This is a genomic window from Streptomyces sp. NPDC085946 (assembly GCF_044540485.1).
Taxonomy (GTDB): domain Bacteria; phylum Actinomycetota; class Actinomycetes; order Streptomycetales; family Streptomycetaceae; genus Streptomyces.
Map to the genome: position 1 here is coordinate 32,320 of NZ_JBITSF010000006.1, position 23,354 is coordinate 55,673.

At 74.6% G+C, this 23,354-nt stretch carries 21 protein-coding genes and 1 pseudogene; 17 read left to right on the forward strand and 5 right to left on the reverse strand.

Going from position 1 to position 23,354, the window contains the following annotated elements:
* Positions 1–413: 413 nt before the first annotated feature.
* Positions 414–1,358: an RNA polymerase sigma factor SigJ gene (gene sigJ / locus ACIF8T_RS14445; protein WP_400034778.1), complete on the reverse strand. Its 945-nt coding sequence runs from the start codon at positions 1,356–1,358 to the stop codon at positions 414–416.
* Positions 1,359–1,596: 238 nt separating this feature from the next.
* On the opposite strand from sigJ, the gene ACIF8T_RS14450 reads away from it, so the two are divergent.
* Complete coding sequence (locus ACIF8T_RS14450; RefSeq protein ID WP_400034780.1) at positions 1,597–2,133, forward strand: YceI family protein; 537 nt, start codon at positions 1,597–1,599, stop codon at positions 2,131–2,133.
* A gap of 63 nt (positions 2,134–2,196) precedes the next feature.
* On the opposite strand, the gene ACIF8T_RS14455 is transcribed toward ACIF8T_RS14450, so the two are convergent.
* Positions 2,197–3,834 carry a carboxylesterase/lipase family protein gene (locus ACIF8T_RS14455; RefSeq protein ID WP_400034782.1) on the reverse strand — a complete coding sequence of 546 codons (1,638 nt, stop codon included), beginning with the start codon at positions 3,832–3,834 and terminating at the stop codon, positions 2,197–2,199.
* A gap of 455 nt (positions 3,835–4,289) precedes the next feature.
* Between ACIF8T_RS14455 and ACIF8T_RS14460 the strand changes: the two genes are divergently transcribed.
* Positions 4,290–5,351 (forward strand): LacI family DNA-binding transcriptional regulator, encoded by a 1,062-nt coding sequence (locus tag ACIF8T_RS14460; RefSeq protein WP_400034784.1) that lies wholly within the window; start codon positions 4,290–4,292, stop codon positions 5,349–5,351.
* A 29-nt stretch (positions 5,352–5,380) separates the two neighbouring features.
* Here the strand turns inward: ACIF8T_RS14460 and ACIF8T_RS14465 are convergent, their stop codons facing one another.
* Positions 5,381–6,055 carry a ThuA domain-containing protein gene (locus ACIF8T_RS14465; protein ID WP_400034786.1) on the reverse strand — a complete coding sequence of 225 codons (675 nt, stop codon included), beginning with the start codon at positions 6,053–6,055 and terminating at the stop codon, positions 5,381–5,383.
* Between the two features lie 339 nt (positions 6,056–6,394).
* Between ACIF8T_RS14465 and ACIF8T_RS14470 the strand changes: the two genes are divergently transcribed.
* The gene (locus ACIF8T_RS14470) at positions 6,395–6,793 is read left to right on the forward strand and encodes a VOC family protein (protein ID WP_400034788.1); all 399 of its coding nucleotides are present in this window, start codon (positions 6,395–6,397) and stop codon (positions 6,791–6,793) included.
* Here ACIF8T_RS14470 and ACIF8T_RS14475 read toward each other — a convergent pair.
* Positions 6,782–7,462: pseudogene (locus tag ACIF8T_RS14475) on the reverse strand (helix-turn-helix domain-containing protein); the annotation flags it as partial. The gene ACIF8T_RS14470 and the pseudogene ACIF8T_RS14475 overlap by 12 nt on opposite strands.
* Positions 7,463–7,833: 371 nt before the next feature.
* The gene (locus tag ACIF8T_RS14480; protein WP_400034790.1) at positions 7,834–9,000 is read right to left on the reverse strand and encodes a YihY/virulence factor BrkB family protein; all 1,167 of its coding nucleotides are present in this window, start codon (positions 8,998–9,000) and stop codon (positions 7,834–7,836) included.
* 103 nt (positions 9,001–9,103) lie between these two features.
* Here ACIF8T_RS14480 and ACIF8T_RS14485 point away from each other — a divergent pair, with 103 nt between their 5' ends.
* The 14 genes from ACIF8T_RS14485 (at position 9,104) to ACIF8T_RS14550 (ending at position 23,351) form a co-directional block, all read left to right on the forward strand.
* Positions 9,104–10,738: an acyl-CoA dehydrogenase family protein gene (locus ACIF8T_RS14485; protein ID WP_400034792.1), complete on the forward strand. Its 1,635-nt coding sequence runs from the start codon at positions 9,104–9,106 to the stop codon at positions 10,736–10,738.
* 340 nt (positions 10,739–11,078) lie between these two features.
* Positions 11,079–12,347: a GAF domain-containing protein gene (locus ACIF8T_RS14490; RefSeq protein ID WP_400035321.1), complete on the forward strand. Its 1,269-nt coding sequence runs from the start codon at positions 11,079–11,081 to the stop codon at positions 12,345–12,347.
* Positions 12,348–12,588: 241 nt separating this feature from the next.
* On the forward strand, positions 12,589–13,878 hold the full coding sequence (locus ACIF8T_RS14495) for a hypothetical protein (RefSeq protein WP_400034794.1): 1,290 nt from the start codon (positions 12,589–12,591) through the stop codon (positions 13,876–13,878).
* A 53-nt stretch (positions 13,879–13,931) separates the two neighbouring features.
* A complete protein-coding gene (locus tag ACIF8T_RS14500) occupies positions 13,932–14,504 on the forward strand; it encodes a GNAT family N-acetyltransferase (RefSeq protein ID WP_400034796.1) in 573 nt (190 codons plus the stop codon).
* A 127-nt stretch (positions 14,505–14,631) separates the two neighbouring features.
* The gene (locus tag ACIF8T_RS14505) at positions 14,632–14,715 is read left to right on the forward strand and encodes a putative leader peptide (RefSeq protein WP_310591794.1); all 84 of its coding nucleotides are present in this window, start codon (positions 14,632–14,634) and stop codon (positions 14,713–14,715) included.
* Between the two features lie 129 nt (positions 14,716–14,844).
* Positions 14,845–16,542, forward strand: coding sequence for a nitrite/sulfite reductase (locus ACIF8T_RS14510; protein ID WP_400034798.1), 1,698 nt, complete (start codon positions 14,845–14,847; stop codon positions 16,540–16,542).
* The gene (locus ACIF8T_RS14515) at positions 16,539–16,718 is read left to right on the forward strand and encodes a hypothetical protein (RefSeq protein ID WP_400034800.1); all 180 of its coding nucleotides are present in this window, start codon (positions 16,539–16,541) and stop codon (positions 16,716–16,718) included. Before ACIF8T_RS14510 ends, ACIF8T_RS14515 begins: the two co-directional genes overlap by 4 nt.
* On the forward strand, positions 16,715–17,425 hold the full coding sequence (locus tag ACIF8T_RS14520) for a phosphoadenylyl-sulfate reductase (RefSeq protein WP_400034802.1): 711 nt from the start codon (positions 16,715–16,717) through the stop codon (positions 17,423–17,425). The genes ACIF8T_RS14515 and ACIF8T_RS14520 overlap by 4 nt, the downstream gene beginning before the upstream one ends.
* Entirely contained in the window at positions 17,422–18,048 is a 627-nt protein-coding gene (gene cysC / locus ACIF8T_RS14525; protein WP_400034804.1) for an adenylyl-sulfate kinase, read from the forward strand. The genes ACIF8T_RS14520 and cysC overlap by 4 nt, the downstream gene beginning before the upstream one ends.
* Positions 18,045–18,980 (forward strand): sulfate adenylyltransferase subunit CysD, encoded by a 936-nt coding sequence (cysD, locus tag ACIF8T_RS14530; RefSeq protein WP_400034806.1) that lies wholly within the window; start codon positions 18,045–18,047, stop codon positions 18,978–18,980. Before cysC ends, cysD begins: the two co-directional genes overlap by 4 nt.
* Before the next feature lie 2 nt (positions 18,981–18,982).
* On the forward strand, positions 18,983–20,317 hold the full coding sequence (locus ACIF8T_RS14535) for a sulfate adenylyltransferase subunit 1 (protein ID WP_400034808.1): 1,335 nt from the start codon (positions 18,983–18,985) through the stop codon (positions 20,315–20,317).
* A gap of 216 nt (positions 20,318–20,533) precedes the next feature.
* Positions 20,534–21,646, forward strand: a complete 1,113-nt coding sequence (locus ACIF8T_RS14540) for an aliphatic sulfonate ABC transporter substrate-binding protein (protein WP_400034810.1) — start codon at positions 20,534–20,536, stop codon at positions 21,644–21,646.
* A gap of 33 nt (positions 21,647–21,679) precedes the next feature.
* On the forward strand, positions 21,680–22,468 hold the full coding sequence (locus ACIF8T_RS14545) for an ABC transporter ATP-binding protein (protein ID WP_400034812.1): 789 nt from the start codon (positions 21,680–21,682) through the stop codon (positions 22,466–22,468).
* Positions 22,455–23,351, forward strand: a complete 897-nt coding sequence (locus ACIF8T_RS14550; RefSeq protein ID WP_400034814.1) for an ABC transporter permease — start codon at positions 22,455–22,457, stop codon at positions 23,349–23,351. The genes ACIF8T_RS14545 and ACIF8T_RS14550 overlap by 14 nt, the downstream gene beginning before the upstream one ends.
* The last annotated feature ends 3 nt before the right edge of the window (positions 23,352–23,354 follow it).

Consider the following 23,354-nt stretch of genomic DNA (forward strand, 5'->3'; position numbering starts at 1 on the left):
AGCGCGGAGCCTGGGCATCCGGCACGGAGCCAGGACATCCGACACGGGGCCGGCAGCGCGGAGCCTCGGTATCCGGCACGAGGCCAGCGGCACGGAACCGGGCAACCGGCACGAGGCGGACGGCACGGAGCCGGGACATCCGACACGGGGCCGGCAGTGCGAAGCCGGGGCATCCGACACGGAGCCGGCAACGCGGAACCTGGGCATCCGGCACGGGGCGGGCGGCACGGAGCCAGGACAACCGGCATGGGGCCAGCAGCGCGGAACCTGGGCATCCGGCACGGGGCGGACGGCACGGAGCCAGGACAACCGGCACGGGGCCAGCAGCGCGGACCCCGGGCAGCCGGCACGGAGCCGGCACCCGGCACGGTGCGGAGCAGCCGCGGTGCGAGCAGCCGTGGGTCGGGGGCGCGTCAGCCCGAGGTCCCGGCCCTCCAGGCCCGCAGTTTCTCGGGGTTGCGGACGCCCCAGATGCGGCTGATCCGGTCGCCCGTGACCTCGAACGCGATCACCGTCAGGGTGCCGTCGGCCTCCCGGGCCACCAGACCGGGCCGGCCGTTGACCGTGCGCTCCAGGATCGTCACGCCGGACGTCCCGTCGAGGACCCCGGCGAAGAAGCGCGCGATCCGCTCGCCGCCCCGCACCGGGCGCGGCTGGGCGTCGACCAGCCCGCCGCCGTCGCCGACCGCCGTGGCCTCCGGGTCGAGGAGGGCGACGAGCGCGTCGATGTCCCGGGCCTCCCACGCCCGCCCGAACGCCCGCACGACGTCGGCGTGCCGGGCGGACGGCGCCTCGGGCGTGCGGGCGGCGCGCATGCGGCGGCGGGCCGAGGAGGCCAGCTGGCGGCACGCCGCGGGCGTACGGCCGACGATCGCCGCCACGTCGGCGAAGGGGTACCGGAAGACGTCGTGCAGGACGAACGCGACGCGCTCGGCCGGGGTCATCGACTCCAGCACCACGAGGAAGGCCATGGTGAGCGACTCGTCGAGGGTGACCCGGTCCGCCGGGTCGGGCGCGCCGCCGCCCGACCACCCGGTGATCCACTCCCCGCGGCCGGGCAGCGGCTCGGGGATCCATTCGCCCACGTAGCTCTCCCGCCGGGCCCGCGCCGAGCGGAGCAGGTCGAGGCAGACGCGGCCGGCGACCCGGGTCAGCCAGCCGCCGGGCGAGGCGACGGCCTCCCGCTGCCCCGGGGACAGGGCGTACCAGCGGGCGTACGTCTCCTGGACGACGTCCTCGGCGTCGGCCAGGGAGCCGAGCAGCCGGTAGGCGAGGCCGGTCAGCTGCCGCCGCTCGCTCACGATCGCGGTCAGGCCCGGGTCGAGCGAGCCGTCCCCCGGCTCGAAGTGGCTGGTCATGGTGTCGACGGCTCCTTCGGGTCACCTCTGGGCACCTCTGCCCCCACCGGTACGACGAGACGGCGCACCGGAATGTGAGGCGCCTCGGCCCCGGGACGCGGACCAGCGGTGTTCCGCCGCCGCGCGGGCCCCGCCGCGCGCCCTCACATTCCGGTGCGCCGTCTCGTCGTACGTCCGGGACGGGTTCCGCATCCCCGTCCCGCACCCGTACCCGCCCTCGGACAAGGAGTGACCCGGCATGACCACCACGACCGGACTCGGCGAGCTGACCGGCGACTACGTCCTCGACCCCGCCCGGACCCGGATCGGCTTCGTCGCCCGGGCGGCGCTGGTCGCCCGGGTGCGCGGGCACTTCGGCGACGTCGAGGGCAGCGCGCACCTGGACGGCGAGGACCCGGCGCGGTCCGCCGTCCGGCTGAGCGTCCGGGCCGGGAGCGTCGACACCCGCAACCCCAGGCGCGACGCCCACCTGCGCGGCGGCGCCTTCCTGGACGCCGACTGTCATCCGGCCCTCTCCTTCGCCTCGACCGCGGTGGAACGGGTCGGCGCGACGGCCTTCAGGGTGACCGGCGACCTGACCGTCCGCGGGGTGACCGGGCCGGTCACCGTGGACCTCCGCCTGACCGGTGCCGAGCACGACGGCCGGGGTGCCTCCCGGGTCCGCTTCGAGGGCGGGGCGACGCTCTCCCGCGCGGACTGGGGCGTCGGCGGGGGCCGGGGCCTGGTCGGCGGGACGGTGACGGTGGAGTGCGTGGTCGCGGTCGTCCGGCGGTGACGGCCGGCCGGGCCCGCCTGCCCGGTCCGTCCGGACGGCGAGCCGCCCGGTCGGGTGCGCGGGTCAGGGCCGGCGGAGCGCACCGGGGCGGCGGAGCCGCCGTACGACGGACCGTGGTTCCGTCCCGCGCGGGGGCGGACCGCCGGCCGGGCCCGGTGCGGATCCCGCGGGCGGGACGGAGGCGGCCCACAGGGCCAGCTCGGCGTCCCGCGGGCCGTACGCCGTGTACGGCCCGGCGGCCTCCGCGCCCTCCGGTGCGGGGCCGCCCGGCCCGGGCCCGTCGCCGAAGACCCGCACCGGATGCCGGGCGTCCCAGCGCTCCCAGCCCGGGTCGCCCTGCGCGGCGAACCGGACCCACGCCCCGTGCAGGGCGTCGGCGAGCTCCTGCGGGGCGCCCTCCCCGGCCAGCTTGCGCGCCTCCGGGGCCCGCCCGGTGTCGAAGACGAAGCCGAGCTCCAGGGCGTGGCAGGCTTTGAGACCGGGCCGCCGCGAGGGCCAGGCGAACTCGTAGACGTACGACGCCTCCGTGCGGGCGCCGGCCAGTCGGTGCAGCGGGAGCCGGAGCAGGTGGTCGGTGATCATCTGGCCGACCGTCTCGGCGGTGCCCGCCTCCGGGTGCAGGGCGCGGTAGCCGCGCGGGACGTCGCCGCCGCAGCGGCAGCGGGCCATGGCGCCGGCCAGGGCGAGGCCGCCGAGCCGGTCGACGCGTTCCAGCAGCCCGCCGGGCACCAGCCACAGCCGGTACTCGTCGCGGGTCCAGCCCATGAGCAGGCCGACACCGGCGGCCGCGCCGTCCGTGAGCGCCTCCAGCGGATCGCGCGGCACGAGGTCACCGTCGACGACGATGCCGAAGGCCGGTCCGCCGAGCACCGGGCCGGCGAGCCGCCCCGCCTCGGCCTGGGTGCGCAGCAGCAGCCCGCGGTCGACGGCGGCGAAGGCCTCGGCGGTGGCGGGCACCTTCAGCCGGGCCGCCATCCGGCGCACCACGCGCCGTACCCGGTCCCGGTCGCCCGCCTCGGGCGGCCCGCTCTGCAGCACGGCCCGCCGGACCAGGCCGCGGGTCTGCGGGGCAGCGATCAGGGCGGCGGCGCCGATCGCCCCGGCGGACTGGCCGGCCAGGGTGATCCGGCCGGGGTCGCCGCCGAAGGCCCCGATCGCCTCGTGCACCCACAGCAGGGCGGCGAGCTGGTCGCGCAGGCCGGGGTTGGCGGGGGCGTCCGGGAAGAGCCCGTACCCCTCGACGCCGAGCCGGTAGTTCACCGAGACGAGGACGACGCCGTCCCGGGCGAAGGCGTGCCCGTCGTACACGGGCACGGCCGAGGACCCCCGGGTGAGCGCGCCCCCGTGCAGCCACACGAGGACGGGGAGCCGGGCTCCCGGACCCGGCTCCGGTGTCCACACGTTCAGGTTGAGGCAGTCGTCACCGGGCACCACCGGGTCGGACAGGTACGGGGCGAAGGCCTCGGAGTACGGCGGTTTCGGCGCCGTCGGCCCGAAGGAGCCCGCGTCGCGCACGCCGTCCCAGGGCTCGGGCGGCTCGGGGGGCCGGAAGCGGCGGGGGCCGAACGGGGGTGCCGCGTAGGGGATGCCCCGGAACACCGCCACGCCGTTCTCGTACCGCCCGCGCACCGCCCCGTACGGGGTCGCGGCCACCGGGTCCGCCCGGTCACCGGCCAGGGGGTCCGTCCGGTCCGCCGTCATGCGCCACCGCCCTTCGCCGCGTCCGTGCCGCTCGCGCCCCGGACACTCCAGAGCACCACGTCGCCGGCCGGTATTCCGGTCCGGGGCCCGGCCGGGCCGCCGTCCGGCGTACCCGCGGCCGGTCCTGCGGGGTCCGGGGGCGGCCGGTGCGCGCTCCCCCGGCCGCCCGCCGCCCCGTGCTCCCCGTGCTCCCCGGCCGGGACGACGGGCGGCGCGGGGCTTCGTCCGCTCGCGCGGACGCCCCCGTCCCCCGCCCCCGTCCCCGCCTCCGGCACCCGCCCCGCGGCGGTCGCCGGGTGCGCTCGCCTGACCGGCACCTTCCCGCCGCCGTGCCGCAGACCTAAGGTAGGAAGCGCTTTCTGTCGGTCTTGGCCGGGCGACCTCCCGGCCTTGGGGAAGCAGCGCTGGTCGAGACTTTCCACGGCCCTCGGGCGGGCCGGAGAGGTGGGTTCCCGATGGTCCGTACGGGGAGTGCGAGCGTGGCCGCCGGTCCGACGCTGGCGGTCGTGGCCCGCGAGGCGGGGGTGTCCGTGCCGACCGCGTCGAAGGTGGTCAACGGCCGGGAGGACGTGGCGCCCGAGACCCGGCGCCGGGTCACCGAGGCGCTGGACCGGCTCGGTTACGTCCGCAGGCCCCGGTTCGACGCCTCCCGGGCGCCCCGGCTGGTCGACCTCGTCGTGCACTCCCTGGAGAGCCCCTGGTCGGGCGCGGTGCTGCACGGCGTGGAGGAGGCGGCGCACGACGCGGGCCTGGAGGTGGTGGTCTCGGCGGCCCTGACCCGCAGCCGCTCCGGGCGCCCGGAGCGGGGCTGGCTGGACCGGCTGGTCACCCGGGGCTCCTCCGGCGTGCTCTTCAACCTGGCCGAGCCGAGCGAGGCGCAGTACGCCTGGCTGGAGCAGTACCGCATCCCGTTCGTCATGATCGACCCGGTCCTCGAACCGCCGCCGGGCGTGGTGTCGGTGGGCGCGGCGAACTGGCAGGGCGGGGTCACGGCGACCGAGCACCTGCTGGCGCTGGGCCACGAGCGGATCGCCGTGATCGCCGGCCGGCGGCGCACGCCGTGCGACAGCGCGCGGATCGCGGGCTACCGCTCGGCGCTGGCCTCGGCGGGGGTGCGGCAGCGCCCCGAGTACGTCCAGCACGCCGGGTCCGACCGGACGGCCGCCCGCCGCCGCACGCACGAGCTCCTCGACCTGCCCGAGCCGCCGACGGCCGTCTTCGTCTGCTCGGACGGCATGGCGCTCGGGGTCTACGAGGCGGTGGCCGAGCGGGGCCTGACGGTCCCGGACGACCTCAGCGTGGTCGGCTTCGACGACCTGCCCGAGTCGCGCTGGGTCACCCCGGCCCTGACCACGGTCCGCCAGCCGCTGTCGGAGATGGCGGCGACGGCGCTGCGGCTGCTGGTGCGGATGATGGACGGCAGCCGCCCCGAGGCCGACCGCACCGAGCTCTCCACCCGCCTGGTCACCCGCGCGAGCACGGCTCCGCCGCGCGTCCGGCGGCCGTCGGAGGACTGAGCGGCGGCGTACGGAGGCGGCCGTGCCGCTCAGTCCGCCGCTTCTCGGTCCGCCGCTTCCGGGAGGCGGGCGGCCCACCGGATCCCGCCGGACAGGTGGGCGCGGAAGTCCGGGTCGCCGAAGGCCTCGGCGGTGTGCCCGAGGGCCGTGTAGAAGACCCGGCCGGCGCCCTGCTCCCGGCACCACACCAGCGGGTGGTCCTCGCCCATGCCGCCGCCGTCGTACGACGACTCGTCGGCGCGGGCCAGCACCCGGACGGTGCCGCGGGGGTTGGTGCGGAAGTCGTACCACTCGTCGGTGAACTCCCAGACGGCGGGCAGGTGCCGGGTGGCCGGATGGCCGCGGTCCTCGATCACGGCCTTGCCGGGCTGGAGGTCGGGGTGCCGGGCGAAACGGGCGCCGAGCAGCGTGCCGTAGTACGGCCACTCCTCCTCCGTGCAGGCCGCGGCGTGCACGCCGACGAAGCCGCCGCCCGAGTCGACGTACCGGGCCAGGCGGTCACGGCCCGCCGGGGTGAGGACCTCGCCGCTGGTGGAGAGGAAGACGACGGCGGCGTAGCGGCCGAGGGGCTCCTCCAGGGCCGCGGGGTCCTCGGTGGCGGTCACGTCCAGGCCGCCGAGGGCGCGTACGGCGGCGACGCCGGCCGGGATGGAGTCGTGCCGGTAGGCGGTGGTGCGCGTGTAGACGAGGAGACGGGGGACCATGCCGCCGACCCTAGCGGGCGGACGCGGCGCGGCGCCGCCCCTTCCGGGGGTGCGGGCGCGGTCCCGGCGGCGGTGCGCACGGCGCCCGCGCCGGCCCCCCTCGCCCCGGCGCCCCCGGCCGCCACGGGGCCCGCCCTCTGCTCACCGCTCCCTGCTCACCGCCCTCGGCACCGCGCTGCCCTCGTGCCCGGGCCGGCGAGCTTCTTCCTCACGGTGGGGTCCCGTGCGGACCGGGGTCTTCGGGCGAGGCGGCGGCACCGCGCGGGGAACGCCGCCGCGTGCCCCGGCGGGTCCGATTCCTTCAAGACCGGCCGGGGCCGTGCCGCCTAGCGTGACCGCATGACCGCACGATTCGATGCCATCGGCCTCGTCGTCTCCGACATGGCCGCCTCCGTCGCCTTCTACCGCCGCCTCGGACTGCCCTTCCCGGCGGGCTCCGAGCACGCGCCGCACGCCGAGGCCGGACTGCCCGGCGGGCTGCGCCTGCTGCTGGACACCGAGGAGACCGTCCGCTCCTTCCACCCCGGGTGGCGGCCGCCCTCCGGCGGCGGCCGGGCCTCGTTGGCGCTGCGCTGCGAGGGGCCCGCGGAGGTCGACGCGCTGTACGAGGAGCTGGTCGGCGCCGGGTACCACGGGGAGCTCAAGCCCTGGGACGCCTTCTGGGGGCAGCGGTACGCCACCGTGCACGACCCGGACGGCAACGGCGTCGACCTGTTCGCGCCGCTCGCCGGCCAGTAGGTCCCGCAGCGGCAGTCCCGTGAACTCACGCACCTCACGGGAGAGGTGGGCCTGGTCCGCGTAGCCCGACCGGGCCGCCGTCTCGGCGAACGGCACCCCGGCCCGGGCCAGGGCCAGGGCCCGCCGCAGCCGCAGGATCCGGGCGAGGGTCTTGGGGCCGTACCCGAACGCGGCCAGCGAGCGGCGGTGCAACTGGCGCGCTCCCAGCCCGAGCCGGTCGGCCGTCGCGGCGACCGGGCGGCCCGCGGCGAGGGCCGCGACGACCCGCCGCAGCAGCGGGTCCGGCGGGTCCGTCCCGGCCGCCCGGCGCAGCGCCAGCTCCTCCAGCCCGGTCGCCGGGTCGGGGGCGGCGTTCACCCGGGCGGTCAGGCCGCGCACCCGGGACGCGGGCCACAGGTCCGCGAGCGGCACGCGCCGGTCGCGCAGCTCGTGCGCGGGGACGCCCAGCAGGGCGGGGGCGGTACCGGGGAAGAAGCGGACACCGGCCCAGGTCGCGGGCGCCCCGCCGGTGACGTGCGCGCGGGTGTCGGGGCCCGCGACGAGCAGGCGTCCCTCGTGCCACAGCAGGTCCATGCAGCCGTCGGGCAGTACCCGTCCCGCGCCGGGCCCGGACGGGGTGTTGGTCCAGACGACGGCACCGGCCAGCCGCGACGCCCGCTCCGCATACACGTACGCCAGGCTACGCCGCCCGACCCGGCCCTCCAGCAGTCCAGCCTGGTGCTCCCGCGGTCCAGCCCGGTGCTCCCGCCGCCCGGCCCGGTCCTCCCGCGGCCCGGTTCCGTGCGCCCGCCGGAACGCGGCAGGGCGGGTGCACGGCGCGAAGACGCCGCCGCGCCGGCCGCGGCGCGGCGATCACCGGCGGGCCGGGCGGGCGGTCCGGGACGGCGTCCGGCCCGCCCCGGCGTCCTCCCGCGGCATGAGCGGCCTGCCCCGCCCCTCGACGCGAGGGCGGGGGCGCCGGCAGGACGTCCGGCAGCCGCCCGCCCGGCGAGGGGCTCGCGCCGGCCGGCGCCCCTGTGGCGCCGCCGAGCCGGCGCCCGTCACTTCCCGGCCGGAGGCTCCTCGCCCCGGTCGCCCGGCGTGGTCTTCACGTGCGTGTTCTTCACGTGCGTGCTCTTCACGTGGGTCCGCAGCCGCGCCGTCACGTCCTCCGGCGGCAGGAAGCGGGACCACCGCTCCGGGAACTCCGACGGCATGTCGGGGTCGGCCTCCCCGGCGGCCGCGGCACGGGCCACGTACTCGGCGACCTGCGCCCGGCGCAGCCGCTCGTTGGCCTCGCGGGCGGCGGCGGTGGCGGCGGCCGGCCAGACCCGGTCGATGGCCGCGTTGACCGCGGCCCCGACGAGCACCGCGAAGGCGGACACGCCGATCCACAGCAGCACGGCGACGGCGGCGGCGAGGGAGCCGTAGATGGTGGCGCCCTCGATGGTGTTCTGGAGGTAGATCCGCAGCAGGAAGCTGCCCAGCACCCACATGCCGAGGGCGACCAGCGCGCCGGGCACGTCCTCGATCCACGGGGAGCGCACCGGCACGGAGACGTGGTACAGCGTGGTGAGGAAGGCGATCGACAGCAGGATCACCACCGGCCAGTACAGGACCTGCACCACCGTCGTCGACCAGGGCAGGATGTCCACCACCGCGTCCGGGCCCGCCACCATCAGCGGCAGCGCGACCGAGCCGATCAGCAGGGCGACGATGAACAGCAGGAAGGCCAGCAGGCGGGTCTTGACGATGCCCCGGACGCCGTCGAGGCCGTACATCACGGTGATGGTGTCGATGAAGACGTTCACCGCGCGGGACCCCGACCACAGCGCGATCAGGAAGCCGAGGGAGATGACGTCGACCCGGCCGCCCTTCATCACGTCGTGCAGGATCGGCTCCGCGATCTCGCGCACGCCGCGGTCGGACAGCACCGTGCGCGAGGCCTCCAGGAGGTTGTTGCGCAGGCTCTGGATGGTGTCGGCGCCGGTCCAGGCGTCGACGTACCCCAGCAGGCCGATCATGCTCAGCAGCAGCGGCGGCACCGACAGCAGCGTGAAGAACGCGGCCTCGGCCGCCAGGCCCAGGATCCGGTACTCGATGCAGGAGTTGACGGTGTCCTTGAGCAACAGCCAGGCGGTCCGGCGTTTGGAGACGTTCCGGTAGAGGGCTCGGGCCCGGTGGAGGCGGCCGGAGGGCCTGTCGGGGATATCGCTTGCTGGCTGCACGCCCTAAAGGTATCCGCCGCCGCGGGCCGCCCTCACCCCGCAGGCGGAGCCGGGCCGTCCCGCCCCTGGGATGCATGGCCTACCGCGGGGTACGTTCGCAGACATGGCACGCAGCACCCACTCGGTGACCAATCAGCCCCCGCCGCTGGCCGGCTACGACGTCTTCACCGCCGACCGCGCCCTGGTCGCGGCGGTCGAACGGCACCTGGACCCCGCCCTGCGCGAGGAGGCGCGGTCCGAACTGTCGGGGCTCGGGCGCAGCTGCGGCTCGGCCCAGGTGCAGGAGTGGGGGGCCCAGGCCAACGAGTTCCCGCCCCGGCTGCGCACCCACGACCGCTACGGCCACCGCGTCGACGAGGTCGACTTCCACCCGGCCTGGCACCGGCTGCTCGGCAAGGGCGTCTCGGCCGGGCTGACGGCGGCCTGGAACCGGCCGGGCGGGCACGTCCGGCGGGCCGCCGCGTTCCTGCTGTGGACCCAGGTCGAGGCCGGCAACGGCTGCCCGCTGTCGATGACGCACGCGGCGGTGCCCGCGCTGCGCACGGACCCGGCCCTCGCCGCCGAGTGGGAGCCGCGGCTGACCTCGACGGTGTACGACCGGGAACTGCGGCCCGCGCGGCAGAAGGCCGGCGTGCTGTTCGGGATGGGCATGACGGAGAAGCAGGGCGGCAGCGACGTCCGCGCCAACACCACCGCCGCCCGGCCGCTCGCCGAGGAGGGCGCCTACGAACTGACCGGCCACAAGTGGTTCTGCTCGGCGCCGATGTCGGACGGCTTCCTGGTGCTCGCCCAGGCACCGGAGGGCCTGACCTGCTTCCTGGTGCCGCGGGTGCTGGAGGACGGCACCCGCAACACGTTCCTCCTCCAGCGCCTCAAGGACAAACTGGGCAACCGCTCCAACGCCTCCGCCGAGGTCGAGTTCGACGGGACCTGGGCGCGCCGGGTCGGCGAGGAGGGGCGCGGGGTGCGCACCATCATCGGCATGGTGGCGGCCACCCGGCTGGACTGCGTGCTCGGCTCGGCGGGCCTGATGCGGCAGGCCGTCGCGCAGGCGGTGCACCACTGCGCGCACCGGGAGGCGTTCGGCGCCAGGCTCGTCGACCAGCCGCTGATGCGCAACGTGCTCGCCGACCTCGCCCTGGAGTCCGAGGCGGCGACGACCCTGGCCCTGCGGCTGGCGGCGGCGTACGACGACGGGGGCGAGCAGGAACGGGCGTTCCTGCGGCTGGCGCTCCCGGCCGCCAAGTACTGGGTGACCAAGCGCTGCGCCCCGCTCGTCGTGGAGGCGGCCGAGTGCCTGGGCGGCAACGGGTACGTCGAGGAGTCCGGGATGCCCCGGCTGGTGCGCGAGTCGCCGCTGAACTCGATCTGGGAGGGCGCGGGCAACGTCCAGGCGCTGGACGTGCTGCGCGCGCTGCAACGGGAGCCGCAGGCCCTCGACGCCTACCTCCGGGAGGTCGGGCGGGCGCGCGGCGCCGATCACCGGCTGGACGCCGCGATCAAGCACCTGCTGACCGACCTGGCCGACCTGGACGCCGTCGAGGGGCGGGCGCGGCGGCTCGTGGAGCGGCTCGCGCTCGTGCTCCAGGGCGCCCTGCTCGTCCGGTACGCGCCGCCGGAGGTCGCCGACGCGTTCTGCGCCGGCCGCCTCGCCGGCGACGCGGGCTCGTCCTTCGGCACCCTGCCGCACACCCTGGACCTGGCCTCGCTGGTGGAACGGGCACGGCCGGTGTCCTGACCCGCGCGCACGGCGGGCGCGACCGGTGCCCCGGGCACGGGTCGCGGGGGTGGTGCTGCGCCGACACGGCACCACCCCCGCCGCACTGGCCCGTTCGAGCCGTGGACGCCGCTCGGGACGGCGTCGCTCAAGTTTCAAACACCGCGGGGCCGTCCACCAGGGTTGCAGGGGGTTGCAACTTGCTGGTGACTGTGTGCGGACTGTGCCTGGCGGACCCGTGCAGACGGCAGTATGAGACGCACAGTCGGATCAGCACGGACCTCGGGGGCGGCGGCCGGCCGTGACGACCAGTGCTGCCCTCCGAGCCCTCGTTCCAGGAGGACCAGTGGCGCTCTCGCCGATGGACGTGACGCAGCTCGCCGCCGTCGACACGGCGCGTGCGGCCCGGGTGCTCAGCGACGTCCGCTCCGCCACCCTGTCCGGACGGCGCGCCCCGGTGGCGCCGCGGCCGGTGATCGGGCAGTCCTGGGCCCGGATGCTGCGCAGCGGCGTCGACCCCGACCACGACTTCCGCTCCGGACTGCTGCCCCGCGACGAGGTGCAGCGGCGGCGCGAGACGTCGGCGCTGCGGCACGTGCTGCCGGTGCTGCGCGAGGGCCTGCTGTCGGTCGCGGACGTCGCCCACCACATCATGGTGGTCGCGGACGAGGAGGGCCGGGTGCTGTGGCGCGAGGGCAGCGCGCCGGTGCTGCGCAAGGCGGACGGCCTCGGCTTCGAACTCGGCGCGGACTGGCGGGAGGACGTCGTCGGCACCAACGGCGTGGGCACGCCCGCGGTCACCCGCCGTCCCGTCCAGGTGTTCGCCGCCGAGCACTTCGTCCGCTCGCACGCCGCCTGGACCTGCGCCGGCGCCCCGCTCACCGATCCGCGCGACGGCCGGCTGATCGGCGTGGTGGACGTCAGCGGCCCGCTGGAGACCATGCACCCGGCGACGCTCGCCTGGGTCGACTCGGTGGCCAAGCTGGCCGAGGCGCGGCTGCGCGAGATGCACCTGGAGTCGCTGGAGCGGCTGCGCGCGGTGGCGGCGCCGGTGCTGGCCCGGCTCACGGGGCGGGCCCTGGTGGTGGACCGGGACGGCTGGACCGCCGCGCTGACCGGGATGCCGTACACGAAGCGCGTCGCGCTGCCCAAGTCGCCGTCCCCGGGCCGGACCTGGCTGCCGGCGCTGGGGCTGTGCTCGGTGGAGCCGCTGGCCGGGGGCTGGCTGGTGCGGCCCGCCGACGAGCCGGTGCCGCGCGGCGCCACCCGGATCGTGCTGGACCTCGGGCACGCGCGCCGCTGGTCGGTGGAGGTGTCCGGCGCCGCGGGCGGCTGGTCGCGGGAACTGAGCCCGCGGCACGCCGAGTTGCTGTACCTGCTGGCCGTGCACCGCTCCGGGCGCAGCGCCGCGGAGCTGGCCGCGGACGTGTTCGGGGACCCGGCCCGCACGGTGACGGTGCGGGCGGAGATGTCGCGGGTGAGGCGGTACCTCGGGGGACTGCTGGAGCACCGGCCCTACCGGTTCCGCGACGACGCGGACGTCGAGGTGCTCGTGCCCGACGACCCGGCGGACCTGCTGCCCCACTCGGCGGCGGTGGCGAACCGGCGGGCGGGCGTCCGCGCCCCCTGACCCGTGCCCGGCACCGGACCCGGCCCCGCACCCGGCAGGCAGGCACCCGGCGGGGAACCCGACATGGGCCCCGGCGTCGGACATGCGTACGGGGTGGCGAAGGGTGGCACCTTCGGCGTATTTGCGGGTCCGCGGCCCGGGCGCCGCCCGCCTGCCGTAGCATCCCCTACGGGTCACCCCACCTGCTCCTCGGTCAACCCGCGGATCAAAAGGCGCAGTTGGCCCGCCTCGGGAGGATGTCATGAAGCATCGCGGCAGACACCGTCGACGCAGGCGGGGCAGGGCGCTGCGCGCCGCGCTGGCCGGAGCCGCCCTCGCGCTCACCGGCGCCGCCACCCTGATCAGCACCTCGCAGGCCACCGTCGCCGACGACCCGGGGGCGCTCAAGCCGCTCACCCGGTCCACCGCGACCTCCGCGCTGCGGCTGGCCGAGGAGCGGGTGCCGGGCCCCTGGCTGGACCGGCTCTCCTCCGCGATGGGCCGGCCCGTCGACGCCGCCGCCGTCCTGGCCGGCACCGACCGCCGCCTGCGCGAGGCGGCCGACTGCCCGCGCGCCGACCGGGACGCCCTGCCCGTCGAACCGGCCGCCACGCGCGCGTACTGCTGGGCGGAGGCCGACACGCGCGGCCTGCGGCCCGGCGCGGTCACCACCTCCGGGGACGCCGACGACGACGGCCGCTGGGGCGGGAAGCGGGTGATCCTCTCCGCGTGGTCCCGCGGCGACGGCCCGGACGCCGGCGGCACGGCCCGCGTCGCGTTCATCGACGCGGACGACCCGGCGCGGCTCTCCTACGCCTGGGCGCTGCTCGCCGTCCCCGTCGACGAGGGCCGCGACTACCGGGAGCTGCGCTCCCCGGTGACCGGCATGGTCTGGTACCAGGACAAGCTGCTGGTCACGGCCGGCGGGCCGGACGGCGGGACGCTGTACGTGTACGACGTGCACCGCGTGCACCGGGCCGGCGTCGACGCGAGCGCCGTCGGCCGGGTGGCCGGCGGCTGGTCGGCGGCCGGCTCGCGGTTCGTGCTGCCCGCCGTCGCCTCCTACCGGCTGCCCGGCGGTGCGGACGCCCCCCGGCTCGGCGGCATCTCCCTCGACCGCAGCACCGCGCCCGACAGTCTGGTCGCGAGCGAGCGGGTGCCCGCGGACCACGACCGGCCGACCCGGCTGTGGCGCTACCCGTTCAGCGACGACCCGGCCCGTTCCGGCCTGCTCGCCACCGACGCGGCCGGACAGGCCCCCGCGCTGGAGGCGTACGAGACGAGGACGCCCGAGGTCGCGGGGGTGCTGTCGTACGGGTCGGACTGGTACCTGGCCCGCGCGGCCGGGGACCCGGACGGGCGCGGCACGCTCTGGCGGCAGGACACCGACGGCGCGCGGGCCGCGCGGTGCGGCGCGGACGGGACGCGCCGCTGCTGGAGCGGAGGGGCCTCGCCCCTGTCCTACTGGGAGGAGACCGGCGAGGTCTGGTCCCAGTCCGGCCGGATGCTCTTCGCGCTGCCGCTGGCCTCGGTGGGCCGGTCCCTGGACTGACGGCCCGGCCGGGCGTTCGACAGATCTCGCCGCCGGATGGTTCCCTGGCCGGCATGACCACCATCGCCGTGACCACCTGGTCCCTGGAGCAGACCGCGCCGGGCGACCTCCTGCCGACCGCCGCCCCCGAGGGGGACGTCCGGATCGTCCGCTCCGAGGTGCCCTCGCCCGAGTTCAGCCGTTTCCTGTACGCCTCGGTCGGCGGCGACATCCTCTGGACCGACCGGCTGGGCTGGCCGTACGCGCGGTGGCGGGAGTACCTGGAGCGGCCCGGCGTGGAGACCTGGGTGGCCTACGACCGCGGCACGCCCGCGGGGTACGTGGAGCTGGAGGCCCAGGACGACGGCGCGGTGGAGATCGTCTACTTCGGGCTGCTGCCCGCCTTCCGGGGCCGGCGCATCGGCGGGCACCTGCTGTCGTACGGCACGGCCCGCGCCTGGGACCTCGCGGACCGGTGGCCGGGGCTGCCGCAGACCAAGCGGGTCTGGCTGCACACCTGCAGCAAGGACGGCGAGCACGCGCTGGCCAACTACCGGCGCCGGGGCTTCGCCCTGTTCGACACCAAGGTCGAGGAGGAACCGGACGCGGCCACTCCGGGTCCCTGGCCCGGGGCCTACCCCTCCTGACCTGCGCGGACAAGACCGTCCGCACGCCTTGTGACCAAGGACACCCTTGTCTCGCCCTGCGAGACAAGGGTGTCCGCATGATGGACGAAGCTGGACTGTGTCCAGATCGCCATGCCACGCTTCCGTCATGTCTGGAACTGGAATTGCCTTGGTGAGTCGGCGGCACGTCGACCTGGGCCGCATGTCCAGCGCCATCTGTCCGGCGCGCTGAGAGTACTCCAGCCACGCCCGGCACCCCCTTTCCCGCCTCATTCCCGCGCAACGAAGCGCACGTCTGCCCGTGCGCCCGTACGCGCAGGTCAGCGCCGCATTCCCGCCTGTCCCGAAGGACGTGTCCCCCATGGCCGCCACCCCGCAGAACCCTGCCGCCGCGACTCCCCGCCGCAAGGTGAGCCGTCACCGCGGCGAGGGTCAGTGGGCCGCGGGTCACTTCACCCCGCTCAACGGCAACGAACAGTTCAAGAAGGACGACGACGGTCTCAATGTGCGGACACGCATTGAGACGATCTACTCCAAGCGGGGCTTCGACTCGATCGACCCCAACGACCTGCGCGGCCGCATGCGCTGGTGGGGCCTGTACACCCAGCGCAAGCCCGGCATCGACGGCGGCAAGACCGCGGTGCTGGAGCCGGAGGAGCTGGACGACGAGTACTTCATGCTGCGGGTCCGCATCGACGGCGGCGCGCTGACCACCCGCCAACTGCGGGTGATCGGCGAGGTCTCCCAGGAGTTCGCGCGCGGCACCGCCGACATCACCGACCGGCAGAACGTCCAGTACCACTGGATCCGGATCGAGGACGTGCCGGAGATCTGGAACCGGCTGGAGGCCGTGGGCCTGTCCACGGTGACCGCCTGCGGCGACACCCCGCGCGTGATGATCGGCTCCCCGGTCGCGGGCATCGCCGAGGACGAGATCATCGACGGCACGCCGGCGCTGGAGGAGATGAAGCGCCGGGTCCTGAACAACCCGGCGTACTCGAACCTCCCCCGGAAGTTCAAGACGGCCATCTCGGGCTCGCCGCTGCTGGACGTGGTGCACGAGATCAACGACGTCGCGTTCGTCGGCGTCCGCCACCCCGAGCACGGCCCCGGTTTCGACGTGTGGGTCGGCGGCGGCCTGTCCACCAACCCCAAGCTGGGCGTGCGGCTGGGCACCTGGGTCTCGATCGACGACGTCCCGGACGTCTACGAGGGCGTCATCTCGATCTTCCGCGACTACGGCTACCGCCGGCTGCGCAACCGCGCCCGCCTGAAGTTCCTGGTCGCCGACTGGGGCGCGGAGAAGTTCCGGCAGGTCCTGGAGGACGAGTACCTGAAGCGCAAGCTGGTCGACGGGCCCGCACCGGAGCAGCCGTCCCAGCAGTGGCGCGACCACATCGGCGTGCACCGCCAGAAGGACGGCCGCTTCTACGTCGGTTTCGCGCCGCGCGTCGGCCGCGTCGACGGCACGACCCTGACGAAGATCGCCGACCTGGCGGAGGCGCACGGCTCGGGCCGGGTGCGCACCACCGTCGAGCAGAAGATGATCATCCTCGACGTCGAGGAGGGGCAGGTCGACTCGCTGGTCGACGCCCTGGAAGCGCTGGACCTGACCGCCAAGCCCTCCCCCTTCCGGCGCGGCACCATGGCGTGCACCGGCATCGAGTTCTGCAAGCTCGCCATCGTCGAGACCAAGGCGCGCGGCTCCCAGCTGATCGACGAACTGGAGCGCCGCATCCCGGACTTCGACGAGCCGATCACCATCAACCTCAACGGCTGCCCGAACGCCTGCGCCCGCATCCAGGTGGCGGACATCGGTCTCAAGGGCCAGCTGGTCCTGAACGACCGGGGCGAGCAGGTCGAGGGCTACCAGGTGCACCTGGGCGGTGCGCTCGGTCTGGAGGCGGGCTTCGGCCGCAAGGTGCGCGGCCTGAAGGTCACCTCCGAGGAGCTGCCCGACTACGTCGAGCGGGTCCTGAAGCGGTTCCAGGCGGAGCGCGAGGACGGCGAGCGGTTCGCCGCCTGGGCGGCCCGGGCCAGCGAGGAGGCCCTGTCGTGAGCGAGCGTGCGGCTCCCTTCTACTGCCCCTACTGCGGCGACGAGGACCTGCGTCCCGGCGAGCAGGGCCACGGGGCGTGGGAATGCGCGGCGTGCAATCGAGCCTTCTCGCTGAAGTTCCTCGGGCTGCTGGCCCGGGGGCTGGAGCGAGCCGACGACGGAGGGGCACGGACATGACGGCCATGCAGGAAGAGCGCGCCACCGAGGACCTGAAGGCGCTCGCCGAGCGGGCGGGCCGCGACCTGGAGGACGCCTCCGCGCCGGAGATCCTGCGGTGGGCGGCGGAGACGTTCGGCAAGCGCTTCTGCGTGACCTCCTCGATGGAGGACGCGGTGGTCGCCCACCTCGCCTCCCGCGTGATGCCCGGCGTCGACGTGGTGTTCCTGGACACCGGCTACCACTTCGAGGAGACCATCGGCACCCGCGACGCGGTGGAGGCCGTGATGGACGTCAACGTCATCACGCTGACCCCGCGTCAGACGGTCGCCGAGCAGGACGCGCAGTACGGCCCGAAGCTGCACGACCGCGACCCCGACCTGTGCTGCAAGCTCCGCAAGGTCCAGCCCCTGGAGGAGGGCCTGGCGGGCTACCTGGCCTGGGCGACCGGCCTGCGCCGCGACGAGTCCCCGACCCGGGCGAACACCCCGGTGGTCGGCTGGGACGACAAGCGGCGGAAGGTCAAGATCTCCCCGATCGCCCGCTGGACCCAGGACGACGTCGACGCGTACGTCGCCGAGCACGGCGTCCTGACCAACCCGCTGCTCATGGACGGCTACGCCTCCGTCGGCTGCGCCCCCTGCACCCGCCGCGTCCTGGCGGGCGAGGACGCCCGCGCCGGCCGCTGGGCGGGCCGCGCCAAGACCGAGTGCGGACTGCACGGATGACGGCGTCCACAGGAACGCACACGGCGTCCACAGCTCCCGCCGGTACACCTGTCACCGACGAGACCACCGCAACCCAGGAGAATGACGTGACGAGCGGAGCCACCGTCTGGCTCACCGGTCTGCCGAGCGCCGGCAAGACCACCATCGCGTACGAGCTGGCCGGCCGGCTGCGCGCGGAGGGCCGGCGCGTGGAGGTGCTCGACGGAGACGAGATCCGCGAGTTCATCTCGGCGGGCCTCGGCTTCAGCCGCGAGGACCGGCACACCAACGTGCAGCGCATCGGCTTCGTCGCCGAACTGCTCGCCCGCAACGGCGTCCTGGCGCTCGTCCCGGTGATCGCGCCCTACACCGACAGCCGGGAGGCGGTGCGCAAGCGCCACCAGGCGAACGGCACCCCGTACGTCGAGGTGCACGTGGCGACGCCGGTCGAGGTGTGCTCGGTGCGCGACGTGAAGGGGCTGTACGCCAAGCAGGCCGCGGGCGAGCTCTCGGGGCTGACCGGGGTCGACGACCCGTACGAGGAGCCGTCGGACCCGGACCTGCGCGTCGAGTCCCAGAACCAGACCGTCCAGGAGTCCGCCGCCGCGGTGTACGCCCTGCTCAGCGAAAGGGGACTGGCATGACGACCGCCGCCACCATCTCCGAGGAGACCGCCGGCCCGTACGCCCTGTCCCACCTCGACGCCCTGGAGTCCGAGGCGGTGCACATCTTCCGCGAGGTCGCGGGAGAGTTCGAGAACCCGGTGATCCTGTTCTCCGGCGGCAAGGACTCCATCGTCATGCTGCACCTGGCGCTGAAGGCCTTCGCCCCGGCGCCGGTCCCCTTCACGCTGCTGCACGTGGACACCGGGCACAACTTCCCCGAGGTCCTGGACTACCGGGACCGCACGGTCGCCCGGCACGGGCTGCGGCTGCACGTCGCCTCCGTGCAGGACTACATCGACCGGGGCGTGCTCAAGGAGCGCCCGGACGGCACCCGCAACCCGCTGCAGACGCTGCCGCTGACGGAGAAGATCCAGCAGGAGAAGTTCGACGCCGTGTTCGGCGGCGGGCGCCGCGACGAGGAGAAGGCCCGCGCCAAGGAGCGCGTGTTCTCCCTGCGCGACGAGTTCTCCCAGTGGGACCCGCGCCGCCAGCGCCCCGAGCTGTGGAACCTGTACAACGGCCGGCACGCGCCCGGCGAGCACGTCCGCGTCTTCCCGCTGTCCAACTGGACCGAGCTGGACGTCTGGCAGTACATCGCCCGCGAGGGCATCGAACTGCCCGAGATCTACTTCGCGCACGAGCGCGAGGTCTTCCGGCGCGGCGGCATGTGGCTGACCGCCGGCGAGTGGGGCGGCCCGCGGGAGGACGAGACGGTCGAGAAGCGGCGGGTCCGCTACCGCACCGTCGGCGACATGTCCTGCACCGGCGCCGTCGACTCCGACGCCGACACCATCGAGAAGGTGATCACCGAGATCGCCGCCTCCCGGCTCACCGAGCGCGGCGCCACCCGGGCCGACGACAAGCTCTCCGAGGCCGCGATGGAAGACCGCAAGCGCGAGGGGTACTTCTAAGCATGAGCACCACCACGACCGAGGAGCTCTCGGCGACCACCCTGCTGCGGTTCGCCACCGCCGGCTCCGTCGACGACGGCAAGTCCACCCTGGTGGGCCGTCTGCTGCACGACTCCAAGTCGGTGCTGACCGACCAGCTGGAGGCGGTGGCGCGGGTCTCCGCGAGCCGCGGCCAGGAGGGCCCGGACCTCGCGCTGCTCACCGACGGCCTGCGGGCCGAGCGGGAGCAGGGCATCACCATCGACGTGGCGTACCGCTACTTCGCGACCCCGCGCAGGCGGTTCATCCTCGCCGACACGCCGGGCCACGTGCAGTACACGCGCAACATGGTCACCGGCGCCTCGACCGCCGAGCTGACCGTGATCCTCGTCGACGCCCGCAACGGCGTCGTCGAGCAGACCCGCCGGCACGCCGCCATCGCCGCCCTGCTGCGCGTCCCGCACGTGGTCCTCGCGGTGAACAAGATGGACCTCGTCGGCTACGAGGAGGGCGTCTTCGCGGCGATAGCCGAGGAGTTCACGGCGTACGCCACCGACCTGGGCGTCCCGGAGGTCACCGCCATCCCGATCTCGGCGCTGGCCGGCGACAACGTGGTGGAGCCGTCCGCGACCATGGACTGGTACGGCGGCCCGACCGTGCTGGAGCACCTGGAGACCGTCCCGGTCAGCCACGACCTGGCGCACTGCCACGCCCGGCTGCCCGTGCAGTACGTGATCCGCCCGCAGACCGCCGAGCACCCCGACTACCGGGGCTACGCCGGCCAGATCGCCGCGGGCACCTTCCGGGTCGGCGACGCGGTGACGGTCCTGCCGTCCGGCCGCACGACGACGATCACCGGGATCGACCTGCTGGGCGAGCCGGTCGACGCCGCCTGGACCCCGCAGTCGGTCACCCTCCTGCTCCAGGACGACATCGACATCTCGCGCGGCGACCTGATCGTGCCGAGCAAGGACGCGCCCGCCACCACGCAGGACGTCGAGGCGACCGTGTGCCACGTCGCCGACCAGCCGCTGACCGTCGGCCACCGCGTGCTGCTCAAGCACGGCACCCGCACGGTCAAGGCGATCGTCAAGGACATCCCGTCCCGGCTCACGCTCGACGACCTGTCCCTGCACCCGCACCCGGGACAGCTCGTCGCCAACGACATCGGCCGGGTGAAGATCCGCACCGCCGAACCGCTGCCGGTCGACTCCTACGCCGACTCGCGGCGCACCGGCTCGTTCATCCTGATCGACCCCAGCGACGGCACCACGCTCACCGCGGGCATGGTCGGCGAGTCCTTCGCCTCCCCGGAGCCGGTCAAGGACGCGTCCGACGACGACGGTTGGGACTTCTGACGTGAATTCCCCCGACTTCTACTCCACGTTCGCGAAGGAGGGCGGCCGGGTCGGCAGCGGCGCCCTCGGCAGCGGGCAGGGCGGAGTGGCGCGATGTGTGCGCTGACGTACGCGCACCGCTTGCGCGCCCTCACCCCCCACCGCCGTAGACCTGCCGATCTCCCGGCCACGACCTGAGAGACCGTGACCGCCGGGCCAACGAGAGGAAAGCCTCCCGTGCCTGCCACCCGCTCCATTTCGCTGCGCCGTGCCGCAGCGGCCCTCGCCGCTCTTCCCCTCCTCACCCTCGCCGCCTGCGGCTACGGCTCCGAGGCCAAGGAGGAGGGCGCCAACCAGGAAGTCGCCGCCGGGGCGAAGAAGATCGACGGTCTCGACACCGTGAAGATCGGTTACTTCGGCAACCTGACCCACGGCACCGCCCTCGTCGGCCGCGAGCAGGGCTTCTTCCAGAAGGCGCTGGGCGCCACCAAGGCGGAGTACGCCACCTTCAACGCGGGTCCGTCCGAGATCGAGGCGCTGAACTCCGGCTCCATCGACATCGGCTGGATCGGCCCCTCCCCCGCGATCAACGGCTACACCAAGTCCGCCGGCAAGAACCTGCGCATCATCGGCGGTTCGGCGTCCGGCGGTGTGAAGCTCGTCGTCAACCCGGCGAAGATCAAGTCCCTGAAGGACGTCAAGGGCAAGAGGATCGCCACCCCGCAGCACGGCAACACCCAGGACGTGGCGTTCCTGAACTGGGCCACGGAGCAGGGCTGGAAGGTCGACGCCGAGAGCGGCAAGGGCGACGTCACGGTCGTCCGCAGCGACAACAAGGTCACCCCGGACGCCTACAAGGCCGGCTCGATCGACGGCGCCTGGGTGCCGGAGCCGACCGCGTCGAAGCTGGTCGCCGAGGGCGGCAAGGTGCTGCTCGACGAGAAGACGCTGTGGCCCGACGGGAAGTTCGTGATCACGAACATCATCGTGTCGCAGAAGTTCCTCAAGGAGCACCCGAAGGCCGTCGAGGCGGTGCTGAAGGCGTCGGTCGAGACCAACGCGTGGATCAAGGCCAACCCCGACCGGGCCAAGGCGTCCGCCAACAAGCAGCTGGAGGTGGACTCCGGCAAGGCGCTGCCGGCCAAGGTGCTGGACCCGGCGTGGGAGTCGATCGACTTCATCAACGACCCGCTGGCCGCCACCCTCAACACCGAGGCGGAGCACGCGGTCAAGGCCGGCCTGCTGGAGAAGCCGAACCTGGACGGCATCTACGACCTCACGCTGCTCAACAAGGTCCTCGCGGCCGCGGGTGAGAGCCGGGTCGACGACGCCGGTCTCGGCGCGAAGTAAGCCGTTCCCGATCGTTCCCAGGAGGTGACGACCATGGCCACGACCCTCGCCAAGGCCGGCGACGGCACCGCGACGGCCACCCACGCCGCCCGCATCGAGCACGTCTCGAAGTCCTTCCCGGGCCCCGCCGGGCAGCAACTCGTCCTGGACGACATCAGCCTCGATGTCGCGCCCGGCGAGTTCGTCACCCTCCTGGGGGCCTCGGGCTGCGGCAAGTCCACCCTGCTCAACCTGGTGGCGGGCCTGGACCGGCCCACCGCCGGCGAGATCACCACGGACGGGCGGCCCGCCCTGATGTTCCAGGAGCACGCCCTGTTCCCGTGGCTGACCGCGGGCAAGAACATCGAACTCGCCCTGAAGCTGCGGGGCGTCGCCAAGGACGAGCGGCGCGAGCGGGCGGAGGAGCTCCTGGAGCTCGTCCGGCTCAAGGGCGCCCACGGCAAGCGGGTGCACGAACTGTCCGGCGGCATGCGCCAGCGCGTCGCGCTGGCGCGTGCGCTGGCGCAGGAGAGCAACCTGCTGCTGATGGACGAGCCGTTCGCGGCGCTCGACGCGATCACCCGTGACGTGCTCCACGACGAGCTGACCCGCATCTGGCGGGAGACGCAGGTGTCCGTCCTGTTCGTCACGCACAACGTGCGCGAGGCGGTCCGTCTCGCGCAGCGGGTGATCCTGCTGTCCTCCCGTCCCGGGCGCATCGCGCGCGAGTGGACGGTGGACATCCCGCATCCGCGCCGCATCGAGGACACCGCCGTGGCGGAGCTGTCCGTCGAGATCACCGAACAACTGCGGGGGGAGATCCGCCGACATGGCCAGCACTGACACGACGGCCGCCACCAAGGACGGCAACGACCTCGCCGGTCTGGAGGCGGGCCTCGACGCGCTGGAGACGGTGCAGCAGACCCGCAAGCCGTTCGGGCAGGTCCTCCGGGAGAAGGTCCTGCCGCCCCTCACCGCCATCGCCCTGGTGCTGGTGGTGTGGCAGGCGCTGGTCTCGTTCGAGATCGTCGACGACCCGAGCAAGCTGCCCTCGCCGGGCGCGGTGTGGGACGTGGTGCAGCAGGCGTGGCTGGAGGGCGAGCTCCTCGGCTACATCTGGACCAGCGTCTCGCGCGGCCTGCTCGGCTTCTTCTTCGCCCTGCTCATCGGCACCCCGCTGGGCCTGCTGGTGGCGCGGGTGAAGTTCGTGCGGGCGGCGATCGGGCCGATCCTGTCCGGACTGCAGTCGCTGCCCTCGGTGGCGTGGGTGCCGCCGGCGGTGATCTGGCTGGGCCTGAACAACTCGATGATGTACGCGGTGATCCTGCTCGGCGCGGTCCCGTCGATCGCCAACGGCCTCGTCTCCGGCGTCGACCAGGTCCCGCCGCTGTTCCTGCGGGCCGGCCGCACCATGGGCGCGACCGGGCTGAAGGGCACCTGGCACATCGTGCTGCCGGCCGCCCTGCCCGGTTACGTGGCGGGCCTGAAGCAGGGCTGGGCGTTCTCCTGGCGCTCGCTGATGGCCGCGGAGATCATCGCGTCCTTCCCGGACCTCGGCGTGGGCCTCGGCCAGTTGCTGGAGAACGGCCGCAACGCCAGCGACATGGCCATGGTGTTCGAGGCGATCCTGCTCATCCTGATCGTGGGCATCGCCATCGACCTGCTGATCTTCAGCCCGCTGGAGCGGTGGGTGCTGCGCAGCCGCGGCCTGCTGGTGAAGAGCTGACGC